This window comes from Nostoc sp. CALU 1950, from assembly GCF_051172895.1.
Taxonomy (GTDB): Bacteria; Cyanobacteriota; Cyanobacteriia; order Cyanobacteriales; family Nostocaceae; genus Nostoc; species Nostoc edaphicum_A.
In genome coordinates, this window is sequence record NZ_JBDNJQ010000012.1 from 1 (window position 1) to 13,812 (window position 13,812).

Annotated in this window: 13 protein-coding genes; 7 read left to right on the plus strand and 6 right to left on the minus strand. The window is 42.3% G+C overall.

Annotated elements, in window-relative coordinates:
* Positions 1-908: FecR domain-containing protein (locus ABF638_RS05585; protein ID WP_435020981.1), on the minus strand; the 908-nt coding region annotated here is incomplete at its 3' end.
* 674 nt (positions 909-1,582) lie between these two features.
* Between ABF638_RS05585 and ABF638_RS05590 the strand changes: the two genes are divergently transcribed.
* The gene (locus tag ABF638_RS05590) at positions 1,583-2,887 is read left to right on the plus strand and encodes a hypothetical protein (RefSeq protein WP_435020983.1); all 1,305 of its coding nucleotides are present in this window, start codon (positions 1,583-1,585) and stop codon (positions 2,885-2,887) included.
* 55 nt (positions 2,888-2,942) lie between these two features.
* On the opposite strand, the gene ABF638_RS05595 is transcribed toward ABF638_RS05590, so the two are convergent.
* The gene (locus ABF638_RS05595; protein ID WP_435020985.1) at positions 2,943-3,764 is read right to left on the minus strand and encodes a sulfurtransferase; all 822 of its coding nucleotides are present in this window, start codon (positions 3,762-3,764) and stop codon (positions 2,943-2,945) included.
* Positions 3,765-3,790: 26 nt separating this feature from the next.
* Between ABF638_RS05595 and ABF638_RS05600 the strand changes: the two genes are divergently transcribed.
* From ABF638_RS05600 to ABF638_RS05625, 6 genes are all read left to right on the plus strand, one after another.
* Positions 3,791-4,723 carry a tRNA (5-methylaminomethyl-2-thiouridine)(34)-methyltransferase MnmD gene (locus ABF638_RS05600; protein ID WP_435020987.1) on the plus strand — a complete coding sequence of 311 codons (933 nt, stop codon included), beginning with the start codon at positions 3,791-3,793 and terminating at the stop codon, positions 4,721-4,723.
* 888 nt (positions 4,724-5,611) lie between these two features.
* Positions 5,612-6,850 (plus strand): HD domain-containing phosphohydrolase, encoded by a 1,239-nt coding sequence (locus tag ABF638_RS05605; protein WP_435020989.1) that lies wholly within the window; start codon positions 5,612-5,614, stop codon positions 6,848-6,850.
* A gap of 223 nt (positions 6,851-7,073) precedes the next feature.
* On the plus strand, positions 7,074-8,426 hold the full coding sequence (gene glmU / locus ABF638_RS05610) for a bifunctional UDP-N-acetylglucosamine diphosphorylase/glucosamine-1-phosphate N-acetyltransferase GlmU (protein ID WP_435020991.1): 1,353 nt from the start codon (positions 7,074-7,076) through the stop codon (positions 8,424-8,426).
* 47 nt (positions 8,427-8,473) lie between these two features.
* A complete protein-coding gene (locus tag ABF638_RS05615; protein ID WP_181932482.1) occupies positions 8,474-8,701 on the plus strand; it encodes a type II toxin-antitoxin system HicB family antitoxin in 228 nt (75 codons plus the stop codon).
* A 25-nt stretch (positions 8,702-8,726) separates the two neighbouring features.
* A complete protein-coding gene (locus ABF638_RS05620) occupies positions 8,727-8,918 on the plus strand; it encodes a type II toxin-antitoxin system HicA family toxin (protein ID WP_435020993.1) in 192 nt (63 codons plus the stop codon).
* Positions 8,919-8,921: 3 nt separating this feature from the next.
* Entirely contained in the window at positions 8,922-9,344 is a 423-nt protein-coding gene (locus ABF638_RS05625; protein WP_435020995.1) for a DUF29 family protein, read from the plus strand.
* Here the strand turns inward: ABF638_RS05625 and ABF638_RS05630 are convergent.
* From ABF638_RS05630 to ABF638_RS05645, 4 genes are all read right to left on the minus strand, one after another.
* Complete coding sequence (locus ABF638_RS05630; protein WP_435020997.1) at positions 9,335-10,288, minus strand: isoaspartyl peptidase/L-asparaginase; 954 nt, start codon at positions 10,286-10,288, stop codon at positions 9,335-9,337. The two genes, ABF638_RS05625 and ABF638_RS05630, sit on opposite strands and share 10 nt — an antisense overlap.
* Positions 10,266-10,394 (minus strand): hypothetical protein, encoded by a 129-nt coding sequence (locus tag ABF638_RS05635; protein ID WP_435020999.1) that lies wholly within the window; start codon positions 10,392-10,394, stop codon positions 10,266-10,268. The genes ABF638_RS05630 and ABF638_RS05635 overlap by 23 nt, the downstream gene beginning before the upstream one ends.
* 40 nt (positions 10,395-10,434) lie before the next feature.
* Entirely contained in the window at positions 10,435-10,590 is a 156-nt protein-coding gene (locus ABF638_RS05640) for a DUF2256 domain-containing protein (RefSeq protein WP_181932485.1), read from the minus strand.
* Between the two features lie 246 nt (positions 10,591-10,836).
* On the minus strand, positions 10,837-13,755 hold the full coding sequence (locus ABF638_RS05645; RefSeq protein WP_435021001.1) for a GAF domain-containing protein: 2,919 nt from the start codon (positions 13,753-13,755) through the stop codon (positions 10,837-10,839).
* Between the last annotated feature and the right edge of the window lie 57 nt (positions 13,756-13,812).

Sequence of the window (13,812 nt, forward strand, 5' to 3'; positions counted from 1 at the left end):
GTTGAGGCGTTGGGTTTTGTCTCAGTTGAGGCGTTGGGTTTTGTCTCAGTTGAGGTGTCGGGTTTTGTCTCAGTTGAGGTGTCGGGTTTTGTCTCAGTTGAGGCGTTGGGTTTTGTCTCAGTTGAGGCGTTGGGTTTTGTCTCAGTTGAGGTGTCGGGTGTAGGAGCTAGCTTCATTTCAAATACTCCCTCGCCTTTTATCGGTGGCTGTGCTTCCAAAGCCTCAACAGTTTCGGCTTGAACACTTGTGATTGCAGGATCAGGTGTAGGTACAGGATTTTGCCTGTTCAAATCAAGTTCTCGAACCAGTTGGCTCGTTTCATAAAAATTTCTTAGATCAAAATCATATAACCTATCAAATTTCCCTTTAACTATAATCACCATTTGCCCTGCTTCCAACACCTGAGTTTCAGAAGCTTCCTTGTTAGAAACTTCAATGCCGCTATTTGTTAGCGCACCCACAATAGTGGTGTCTGTTTGTTGGTCGTAGCGCACAAATAATGCTGAACCACGAATTGCTGCTGCTGCATTTGGTGTTTGTATACGTGTTTGTCCTTGTCCTGGTGGGATGAGCAGCAACACAGTCCCATTTGACAGTTTAAAGTCACGAGTCTTCGGTAAAAATTGAAATAACGCCTGTTCTCCAACTCGTGCCAAAGAGCCATCATTGAAACGTAAATCTGCTAGGGAAGCTCTACCAGTTGACAACCCATCCCCAGGAGTCATTGCATCTAACTTGCGTGCAGGACGTTTCTTCAATTTATCTTTCGGTATCAGTTGTACGATGTTGCGGAGGTTCTGAATCTCTGCTCGCGTTAGAGGAGTTATGGCGCTTACCCGATTTGGCAAAGGCAGTACTATAACTGCCCATAAACTAATCACCAATAATGGAAACGATTTATAAAACATAGGTTAATAATTTTTGAGCTTCAACTAATACCAAAAAAATTATTTTTTAATCTAAATGCTAATTTTTATAGGATTTTTTAGGTAAACTTATTTGAATTTTTATTTACTTTCTAATAAATAGAGGAGATAATAAGTAAACTAGATAAATGCATGTTTGGTTTTTAAGAAAAATCAATATTATTTTATTACTTTTTTCTCTTCCCTGCTCCCTCTCTACGCAAGTAAGTTCAGGAATAAAATCAGATTACTAATATGTACTTAGTTGATTTAATTTCTCATTCTGAGAGTAACATTAGTGTGTAATAAAATCTGTAGCAGATTTAAAAATTAGTATTTGATATCAACAATTAAATAATGAGTACGTTACATATAATTCTCTCTAATCATTTCAGCCAAAGGGTTATCAGTTATGCAGGGCAATAAGTTGCGAGGGATTTTTTGTGAGATTACTCACTGGCTATATTTCATTAAATTTCAGCAGAAACTTGATCGGGGCATTTCAGTTTTACAAAATAATGTGGGAAAAAATCCGAAAAGCAACAATTTTAGTTTGTAGTTTCAGTATATACCTACAAGGCTAAAATAGATGCAGTCAATTGTCTATTCAGAATCGGAACTTCCGGTACAGCTTGTGGGTCTACATTTGCCAAACGCGATCAACGCGATCTAACCAGATGCGACTCCAAAACTGGAAAAATTTGTTTTTTTGTATTTTATTAGCATCCAGTGGTGGAAGCTGGTGTTGCATTAGAGTAGATGCGGCAGAATCTGCAAATACAGATATTTCGCGTCCGAACAGTTTAGTAAGCACACAGGTAAATTATCAACGGTTATGTCAGAAGTTGGAACAAGAGGCAATTAACTATTTGTGCAAGCAGTCGAGTGAGTCGCATTTTTTAGACTCTCAAATGCCGTTGAATCTGACACAGCAAGCACCAGAAATACCTCAAACTCCAGTCCAAACTGAAGAACTTGAAAATGCTCAAAGGCAAAATGAGCCGCCACAGCTAGAATCGCAGCCAAGTAATTTGCCAACATCTCCTTCAGACTCAAAAGAGCGACTATTAAAGACACCTGAGATAGATTATTCTCAAAGGCTAGAGAGGCTAATAGAACTGCTACGATCGCCAAAACAACCACCTGAGTCTGATAGCGATCGCGAATTGGGGTTGCGGGTGCGGTTACGACCCCTAGAACAGCAGCTACCACCCATAGAACAACCCATCATACCTAAAAATTTTAAACCAATAGGCTACCTACAGGGTCGTGTAGGCTACTTCCAGACGACTAATATTTTTTCCTCAGATGATAGTCCCATAGAAGATGGTTTAATTATTTCTGGACTGACACTAGCCTCTGCATATTTCCCTTTGACATCTAAGACTTATTTAAACGCCTCAATTGATGGCAATCTCATTCGTTACATAAATCAGTCACAATATCATTACAACCAGGTGAGATTAAATCTCAGTCTTTACCAGCATCTCTCCCAGCGGATGTACGGTGAAATCACTTGGAGCAATCAACACTTATTTTATGCCAACAACAGCGATCGCCTGGATGGCTTTAAAGCAGGCGATCGCTTTTTAAATGAGAATTCCCTGCAACTGTCTTTAGGAAGGCGAGATCCCTTAACTTCAAGATTAACCCTAGATAGCTTTTACGAATTGAGTGTAAATTTTGCTGACCCCCCAAGTCGTAATCGGATAATCAATACCTTTTGGGTGTCTCTGAACTACTACTTGCAAAAGCCTCTCCAGGTTGGCATTAACTACCAGGGTAACTTCTCAGACTTTACACAGCGCGATCGAGAAGACCAATTTCATCGGCTATTCGGGCACTTAAATTACCGAATATCCGATACTAGTAATCTGAATTTACAGGCTGGAGCAAGTTTGGGTAGTTCAACCGCCGAAAACATTGATTTTGATGGCTGGTTTTTCAGTATTAATTACAGTTTGCAATTAGGTAGGTTTTGAAATTTGTCATTTGTCATTTGTCATTAGTCATTTGTTAAAAACCAATGACTAATGACTACATATAACTAATCCAATCACTCCAACTGCCCGCATAAAGTTTACCTTTGGTAATATCAGCTAATTCTAAAGAAAGTAAATTTACGCAAGCAGTAACGCCAGATCCGCAATATACCAAGATTTCTTCGGCTGCTTGTAGCTTCTCCCACCGACGACGTTGTTCCTCTTGAGGAAGTAGGTAGCCGGAAGAATCTGTAACTTCTTGCCAAGGATAGTTGACTGCGCCGGGAATATGCCCAGCAATTTTATCAATTGGCTCTCGTTCTCCTCGGTAGCGATCGCTTTCTCTTGAATCTACCAATACTACCTCGTGGCTATCTTTCTGGCTTTTCACCGCTGTAATATCTACCACCTTTTCTGTTTGTACTTGAGCTACAAACGTACCTATTCGGGCGGGAGGAATAACATCTGTAACAGGATAACCAGCTTTTTGCCATCCAGCAAAGCCTCCATCCAGTACTGCTACTTGCTCATGTCCGAGATAGCGCAACAGCCACCACAGACGAGCCGCAAAGGCAAAGCGCGAATCATCATAAGCTACAACTAAAGTTTTTTGGTAATTTACCCCAATCGCCGCAAATTTCTTCGCTATATCATTAGAGTTAGGTAAAGGATGTCTTCCACCATGCTTACCCACTGGACTAGAAAGATCCTGATTCAAATCTAGGTAATATGACCCTTTTATATGACTTGTCTGGTACTGTTGTTGTCCTAGTTGTGGATCGGCTAAAGAAAAGCGACAATCCACAATAACGACTTGCGGATCATCTAGATGTTCAAACAGCCAAGTTGGCGAAACAACGAATTGGGAATTTGGCATTGGTCATTATTTAGTTTTTTTGTAAGATGTCAGACTTAAAAAATTTTACACCTAAGCTAACAGCAGATGGTTCTTTCACCTTTGTCTCTCAAGAGTTTGGTGAATCTTTTCACAGTCATTATGGAGCGCAGCAGGAGAGTTTTTCCAAGTTTGTGGAACCGACTCAACTGGCTATAGCAGCGCAAAAACCAGTTTTACGACTATTGGATATTTGTTATGGTCTAGGATATAACACGGCTGCTGCTTTGCAGACAATTTGGGCAGTGAATCCTAGTTGTTGTGTGGAAGTAATCGGTTTAGAACTAAATCCAGGTGTACCACAAGCTGCGATCGCTCATCGCTTGTTCGACAATTGGAACTGTAACTATATTGAAATGTTGCAAGAGCTAGCTTTTGAGCATCAAGTGGAAACACCTCGCCTAAAAGCGAAGCTACTAATTGGCGATGCTAGAACTACGATAAAGCTAGTACATCAATCGGGTTTTTGGGCAGATGCAATTTTCCTCGATCCCTTTTCACCACCTCAATGTCCTCAATTATGGACTGTTGAATTTATTAAACAGCTGTCATTGTGCTTACATCCAGATGGTTTATTAGCCACCTATTCTTGTGCTGCTGCTGTACGCATAGCGCTTTTATCTGCTGGCTTGATCATAGGTTCTACTCCACCCGTGGGAAGGCGATCGCCTGGTACTGTGGCATCGCACGCAAGAGATGGGGGAGCAGAAGTTAGTCCACCCAAAGAGTCTTCTCTGCCCCTCTCACAAATTGAAAAAGAACACTTGCTAACTCGTGCTGCCATTCCTTATCGCGATCCTCAATTGAGCGATCCAACCAAAGTCATAGTGATGCGGCGACAACAAGAGCAAGAAATCTCTTCGCTGGAACCTACCTCCTGTTGGCGAAAAAGGTGGCTATTAGGAAAACAAAGTAGAGATTTTTTGGGAAATACTTTGTAGTTCGGTTGTGATGTCTACGACGGGCTACACCTGAGCAACTACAAGTCTCATCTTTAATCCTTAATTCCACAAAAGTAAACATTTTTTGGAAAAATTTCTGATTTCTTTATTCACATACTCAGGCAACGAGTTTTTACAAAGAAAGGCAGAGGGCAGAGGGCAGAAGGAAAGAAGTATTAATAAAAACTTTAGTTGTGGGTCTAGCAGCCCATTAGTATAAAAAGATTTGTGTCGAGCGGAAAGTGCCACGAGACACAAGGCGTCCCAATACTGCTCGCTTTGTGCATTTTTAACTCGGAATTGGGTTTTGGGAAAAGGGTAAAGGTTAAAGGTTTTTTCTTTCCCCTTCCCCTTTTCCCCTTAACCGACAAGTATTGCAAGGCGTCCTTACTTCAATCCCACGTTTTTAAACGTGGGTTCCCTTCTGCCTTCAGCCTCCTGCCTTCTGCCTTTTGAAAAGCCAAATAGCTTGTTTTTGTGGTAGTATTTAATATCACATTAGCATTGGCAGTAATTGAGTATTGCTATAACTAAGTAAGTAAAAATATGTATATATAATAATTACAATAAATATTTGACACTCAAAACCCGATATCTCAATAGAAATTGGTAAACTATAACGTTTTCTGACGCTGCTAGGTTAAATAATCTCCGTAAAAAACCTGATTTAACATTTATGAAAATTCATCATACTGGAATTAGGAGCAAAAAATTTGACAAAAAGATACACCTTGTTCGTAACATAAAAGATACATACTGCGAAAAACTCAGATAGGCAGTTTGATATCATACATAATCCCTATGAAAACTCTGGCTCAGATACAATCGAATATTAATTTTTTTTGAAATTTAACACTGTTAACTTGTGCAAAAACTTGGAGTGCCTTTGTGATTCAATGGAAATCCAACCATACAGGCTTTACAGAACAAATTGTTAGTGGGTCAAACCCTATTAACACAGTGAAGAGTATAGGTTTAAATAATACCGTAGGATCGCAAAATGCGGAGAGTTATTCTTTAGGCTTATCTCAAGGAGACCTTATGCTTGAAGATAGCCAAGCACTGTCTTCTTGGATAAAAGCTGATGTTAGTTGTGGTGATGATTCACTGGTTTCTAGAACACTACAAGCCAAAGGTTCTAAAGTGAATGGGTTTGATTTAGATCCGCCGAAGGTTTTAGTTGTTGACGATCATGCCGCCAGTCGGATGACTGCTGTTGCCCTCTTGGGGATGGAAGGATACGAAGTGATTGAGGCGGACAGTGGTTCCATTGTTGTGGGATTGGTAACTCAAAAACAACCAGATTTAATTTTGCTGGATGTGATGATGCCGGGAATGGATGGATTTGAAGTGTGCCAATTGCTTAAACAGGATGAGCAGACTAGACTAATCCCTGTGATTTTTATTACAGCGTTAAATGACAGGCGATCACGCATCCGGGGAATTGAAGTTGGTGCAGATGATTTTCTCACCAAACCCTTTGATCGAGTGGAACTGTCGGCGCGTGTAAAGTCTTTGGTGCGGCAAAAGCGTCTAAACGAAGATTTAGACCATGCCGAACAAGTACTGTTTTCCATTGCCATGTCCATTGAAAGTCGCGATCCCAATACGGGCAACCATTGTGAACGGCTAGTAAAACTGGGACAAGTTTTTGGTGAATACCTCGGCCTATCACGCTATCAAATTCGAGATTTAATGTGGGGTGGTTATCTCCACGATATCGGTAAGGTGGGTATCCCCGATGCAGTGCTACTGAAAAAAGGCGAACTCACCCCCGAAGACTGGCAGATCATGCAGCAGCACGTTTTGATTGGGGAAAAAATCTGCCAGCCACTACGCAGTATGCGGGGTGTAATTCCGATTATTCGTCATCACCACGAACGCTGGGATGGCTCAGGCTACCCTGATAAAATCAAAGGGGATGATATTCCCTACCTGGCGCAAGTATTTCAGTTAATTGATATTTACGATGCCCTAACCAGCGAACGACCTTACAAAAGAGCTTTTCCTTCAGCAGAAGCACTTTCAGTAATGCAAAAAGAAACTGATTCCGGTTGGCGTAATCCCAAACTAATGCAGCAGTTTGCAGAGTTTATTCGCTCTTGTCATGGAAAAGAAAGAGAGTAGGGAGTAGGGAGTAGGGAATAATTTGAATTTCTAGCTGCTACTGTAATGAACGCCAATTGGTATTATTGCAACTTGCGCCTTTGATGAGTTAATTTCTCACAACTCCTGAATTCTGACTCCTTTGATAATTTCAGTCTTCTATAATTAGCTGGTATGATTTGAGCCTGTATTTCAAAGTACCAACAGCATTAATCACAATTTCACTGATAGCTGATAGCTAATTATGGTAGTTGTAGCAATTCTAGCGGCGGGACGCGGCACACGGATGAAATCACGCTTACCTAAAGTTTTACATTCTTTGGGTGGGCGATCGCTAGTAGAGAGAGTTCTCGACAGTGTAGAACCACTTTCGCCCTCACGGCGAATCGTGATTGTGGGATATCAATCCGAGGAAGTGCAAGCCGCCATGCATTTAATTCCCAGTTTAGAGTTTGTCGAACAGACTGTGCAATTGGGTACAGGTCATGCCATCCAGCAATTACTGCCTCACTTGGAAGATTACACAGGGGATTTGTTGATACTTAACGGCGATTTACCGTTGATACGCACCCAAACCCTCAAGCAGATGTTACAAACTCACGCCCAAAATCAAAACGCTGCCACTATTCTTACCTCCCAACTACCCGATCCCACGGGCTACGGGCGCGTTTTTTGTAACGATGAAAATATTGTGCAGCAAATGGTCGAACATAAAGATTGTAGTGCTGCCCAAAGACAAAATCACCGCATTAACGCTGGAGTTTACTGCTTCCGCTGGCCAGATTTGGCAAAAGTGCTTCCCCATTTACAGGCAAACAATGCCCAAAAAGAATACTATCTCACTGATGCCGTAACTCAGGTAGGACAAGTGATGGCAGTCGATGTGGAAGATTACCAAGAAATTCTCGGTATCAACGATCGCTTGCAACTGGCAACAGCATCCGAAATTTTGCAAAAACGAGTCAAGGAAAAGTGGATGCTAGCGGGTGTAACCCTCATAGATCCCACAAGTATCACCATTGATGAAACTGTAGAATTACAGCCGGATGTCATTATTGAACCCCAAACTCATCTACGGGGAAATACTGTGATTCAAACAGGAAGTCACATTGGGCCAGGGAGTTTAATTGAAAATAGCCAGTTGGCTGAAAATGTCACAGTGCAGTATTCAGTAGTAACAGATAGCACTGTGCAGGCAGGAAGCCGAATTGGCCCCTATGCTCATTTACGCGGTCACGTAGAAGTGGGTGCTGGTTGCCGCGTGGGGAATTTTGTGGAATTGAAAAATACGCAATTAGGCGATCGCACAAATGCAGCACATTTGTCGTATATAGGTGATACCGTTGTCGGCAATCAGGTAAATATTGGTGCTGGTACAATTACTGCCAATTATGATGGCGTGAAGAAACATCGTACCAAAATAGGCGATCGCACAAAAACTGGTGCTAATAGCGTTTTAGTAGCTCCACTCACCTTGGGAGATGATGTCTATATTGCAGCTGGTTCTACAGTCACAGAAGATGTGCCTGATAATTCTCTGGTGATTGCCCGTAGCCGTCAGGTAGTGAAACCAGCTTGGCGCAAGAAAAGCCAATAAAGCGATAATTAAATCATCAGATTAGCTGATTTAACTAAAGGTAAAAGATGAGGAAAACAAAACAACTTACCGCTATTATTGAGCGTGAAGAAAAGGGCTATGTATCGCTTTGTCCAGAATTAGATATTGCTAGCCAAGGTGACACCATCGAAGAAGCACGCAGTAATTTGGTTGAAGCATTGGAATTATTTTTTGAGACAGCTGACCCCTCTGAAGTCCAAGATCGGCTAATTACAGAAGTTTTTATTACGCGCCTAGAGGTAAATATTGGGTAAGCTGCGAGTTCTTTCGAGTAGGGAAGTGTGTCAAATTTTAGAGATGCATGGTTTTGTGCAAGTACGCCAGCGCGGTAGCCATATTATTATGCAGCAGCGAACAGAAGACTCAACTCTAACTGTTCCTGTTCCTAATTATGATGAGCTTCGTGTTGGCACTTTACGCTCTATTATTCGCCAGTCAGGATTGCCACGCGCTCTTTTTGAGGTGACTTAGCAGATGGAAGAATTGCTAGAACTGAGGCAATTTCTAGAACAAGGCAAAATCCATGAGGCGCTGCTGTTGGTGGATGAGTTAGAAGAAATGAGCCTCAGTGACAAAATCAATAAAATTGATAGTTATGGTGTAATTCTGCTCATCCATTTAATTAAACAAAAGGCTGAAAAACGTTCTACTCGCTCTTGGGATGTTTCGATAGAAAATACAGTGCGGGAAATCAACAAAATAAATAAGCGCCGCAAATCCGGTGGTTTTTACTTGAATCAAGCAGAATTAATCGATATTCTGCAACAAGGATATCAAGTGGCACTAAAAAGAGCGGCGCTAGAAGCTTTTGAGGGGCGTTATGAAGCCCAAGAATTAGCTGAAATGCTTGACCAGCAAGAAACTTTAGCCGAAGCACTAGAACTGATTCAACAATAGCCAATCAATTCATTATCATTCCACTCCAAGGTGTCACCAACTTTTTCGCCGTCGTGGTAGGCGGCGAGTAAGATTTCGCTAGTTTTTCCCCAAGCGATCGCTCCACTGACATCTAAGGCGATCGCTCCCAAATCTCGTTTGTTGTGGTGCGCTTCTCCAAAGGAGCGCTGCATAGCATCCTTCAGGGACATACCATCAGTGACACGCACCACAATCCGGGGAGCTAAACACTCATCAATGATATCTTCCCCAATCCCAGTACAACTCACACCAGCATTACTAGTAGCATAATTACCTGCGGGCATCGCAGAATCACTTACTCTTCCAATGCGCTCAAAGCCCTTTCCACCAGTAGAAGTGCCAGCAGCTAGCCTACCAGATGCATCTAAAGCTACTACGCCGATGGTGCCGCGTCCGGCATTGCTGGTTTCCACGAGTTCGGGTTCTGCTACCACGCCAGCCATTGTGCTTTTAAAATTATCTTGGCGCTCTTGCATCCACTCTTGTAACCGCAAATCAGTTAAAGCGTTATAGCTGGGAAGTTGCATTTCTCGCGCCAACTCAGCCGAGCCGAAATCTGATAGCACTCGGTCTGGCGAACTTTGTAAAAATTGCGCTAAATCAATGGGATTTTTCACCCGTGAGATATTAATCACACCACTAAACCGCCCTGATGCACCATCCATCAAAGAAGCACTCATGCGGATTTGCCCATCAGATTGCAGTACTGAACCAGTACCAGCATTAAAGCGGGGATTGTCTTCGAGCATTTGGCAACCCTGCACCACCGCCTCAGAGGCAGTTGCTCCTGACAATAGTAGAGAATAGACTTCTTCTATTACTGTATGGAGCGATCGGCGCACCGCCTCTAATCCTCCTTTACCGTGGAGAGAACTACCAGCCCCTCCATGAATAATTAATTTAGGTTGCACCTGTAACTCCATTAATCTCTTGCGCTATTTGCGTCTGTGTTGCAGTTGGTTTTATTAGGGATTGGGGATTGGGTATCAGGGATTGGGTATCGGGAATTGAGTATTGGAAAGAATTCATTCCCCATTCTCCAGTTCTTAGTCCCCAGTTCCCAGTCCCTTTAAGTTTGCGCTTCAGAACGGCGACGACGACAACGTTCTGAACAGTATTTCACATCCTCCCAGCAATCTTGCCACTTTTTACGCCATGTGAAAGGACGTTGACATACCGGACAGATTTTTGTGGGTAGGTCAGATTTAGAACGAACACGTCCCATATAAATACTGTGTAGATGAGAATTTCATTTCTGAGGGAGATGGAAAATAATTATAACCAGTTTGTTACAAAGGGAGGATGCTTACGACAAATAAATGTTTTGTCAATCTATCTTAAGACTTATTTTAGGATTATGTAGTATTTCGCCAAAGTTAGAAGGGAGCGATCGCTTTCTTCTGACAAGAGTTTACTAAGAATCTATAAGATTTTTGTTAGTGCAACCAGAAAAATCTGATAAAACCATTCGCTAATCATTACCAACTAACGGCAACAATAATCGACTAACTACTCGATTATCTGGTAACTGATAGAAATTCAACTCTCCTCCTAGTTCCTGCATGAGGTTTTGGCAGATTACCAGATGTAAAGCTGGTGGTTGGTCGAGGTTGCAGGGAGCAAGCACATCTTTGGGTGTATTATCATGTAGTTCTGTTAATAACTGTGGTTCGATGGCACCGTTGTATGTAATCGACAGTTCTAGAGATGTCTGATGATCAGCCCCTTCACTTGTAGAATAATGCTTTGCCTCTGAGGGTTTTGACGCATCTAAACGGCGACACCAAATATCAATTCTGCCGCCGCTTTGAGAACGGTTACAGGCAGTAACCAATAATTCATGGATAACTAATTCAATTTTGACAATATCACCAGCGATCGCCATTGAAGATTGAGCGCTGGAGCTAGGAACACCTCTGACTAATGAAGAATTCTTTGGCGACTCTTGCTCGTCAATCGGTTGTCCTAAGCCATGTACACCAATCCATAGCTTTTGTTGTTTAAGTAAATTGTCGATGCGTTCGAGCGATCGCTTCAGTAAACTGGCTATGGGCATAGTTTCCCAACTAATATGTAGCTGCCAATGCTCAAGTTTAAGCATTCCACTCATAGAGGTAGCTGTATGATCTAACTGCCGCAGCAATAGTTGGTAGCGCATCTGAGTCAATTCATTAGCAGGAATCCCCAAATCATGTATTTGTTTAAGGGACAGCGCCGTTATTCTTTGGATTTCCTCTAGGCGACGATGTTTATACCAGTTGAGTTGTCGTAATTCCTCTGTTGTAGATTCTAAAAGTCGGGTAATTTGCTTTTCACGACGCCACCAAGCTAACAGAGAAATCAGAGTTGCAGTCGCACTGAGGTTTTGTTCTGACCAGCGACGCTCTTGATAGTCTACTAACAAGACTACACCAGTGGTTTCATAATCAGCATTGGTACGTAATGCCATCACCAAAATTTGACTTTTATCTGGAACATTCAACCATTTTCGAGTTTCCGGGGGTAAATTATCCACCTTCAAAGTCAGGTAATTCTCTGTCGCAAGTGCCCACTGAATTAAGGCTTCAGACTGAATAGAAATAGATGCATCGGAAACAATTCCAAATAGGCTATTATCAATCACTCCAGGGATAATTTCTGCCCTCCTTTCACCAGGTGACCAGGATAGCATTACTGCTAAGGGACAACCCAAAATTGATGCTATTTGTTCGAGTGCTGTACGTTCTAAATGCTTTTTTTCAACCTCGACGCTGTTCTGAGATTGTGTCAAGATGCGTAGGCATTGCTCAAATGCCTGGGAAGTTTTTTGCTGCTGGGTGGTACGGTTATGTAATTGCCACTGACGAACAATTACGCCAATCTGTTGACTGACGGCCCACAGCAATTCTTTTTCCAGAGTTGTCCAAGAACGATGGGTTTCGTGAGTGATGACCAAAAGTGGTGCTGGTATCTGACCGTGAGTGCATTTACAAATAAGTAGCGATCGCACACCATTCTCTAACAACGAGGGACGCCAGTTAAAAAAGCGTAAATCTTCATCTAAGTTTTCAATCTCCACCGCTTGAGTTGAACGTTGCAAAAGCTGCCCATCTAATTCCTTGAGAATATTCAGGCTAAATGTCAACGGTCGGCGATTATGAGGCTGACTTTGGTAAATAAATTGATAATTATTCTGCTCAGAGTCATGCTGCAACAGCAAAAAGCGGGTAGCACCTAGTCTAGCTAAAACTCTTTTAGCACAGCTGTGTAAGGTTTCCTGAAGGTCATGTTCGCTATAGATACCTTGGGCAACTTGGCTAGTCAGTTGGGCATCTTCTTGAATCTGTTTAATGGTGCTTTCCATACTTTCGGTAGGTGCAACCAGTGAGATTAAACCAGCAACACCTTGGACGAAATTTTTGTCTGTGTCCGTCCAGATGCGGGGTTCATTACTTTCCACTGCCAGAAAACCGACTAAGTTCTTTTGCCAGATTATCGGAGCGGCCAGGAGCGATCGCACTTTCAGCCGTTGCAGCAATTTTGCCGTAAAATGACTCTTCAAAGAACTGCGTGCATCACCAATTGAGACAATTTGGTTAACTGCCAAAGCATAATAAAAGTCGCTCAACTCCTGTACAGTCATTCCCGCTGATTGCTGACTGCTGGAATTGCGATCAATTTTAACTAGCTGATTGCTCATTCGACACCAAAAGTAACGCCCTTCCCGCTCAAACCAGTAAACATTTGTTCGGTTGGGGGAGACAAATTTATGCGTTGCTTGCACCGCTGCTTCAAGTCTTTGATTCAGGTTACTGAGAGTGCGTAAATTTTCTAGCAATTCTAATAATGGCTCGTCGGTTCGCTTGGTTTGCTTTTGCTGCTTATGCATCTCATGTTGATAAAGCACTGCCCCCAGTTCACCTAAAACCATCATCAAACGTGCTTTTGTTTCTCCTGTCAGTAGGTAGCCCCAGCGTTCTGAACCCAGTAACAGCAAGCCTAAGCAACGGTCTTTATAGCGAATTGGTAAAATAATCGTTCCTTGAATGTGGAGTTTTTCGGCAATTTTTCCCCATTCGGCGGCGCGGATTTCAGTTTGTAAATCAGCTATACCCAAGGGATGCTGTTCAATCACCACTTGTTCTAATAAATCTCCAGGACTGAGAACAACCCTTTGGCGTAAAAAGCTCGTATCATGATCAGGTGTAATGCCGCCTTTGCCGAATAATATGTGATTTAGGCGATCGTAAAGAGCAATCCAAATCAGTCTGTAGTCAAACTGTTCCTTGAGATAAGAAATAGTAGTTTCAATCAGAACGTCAACATCATCTTCTTCTCTAAGGCTCTGGAGGACACGTCCCAAGGAGAGGATCTGCTGTTCGGCGGCTATAGGTTTTTGCGGCTGCCCCATCTGATTTATTGGTTAACATAACTTGTAATATATAAGATGCCCAGAAAAGCACCCTGA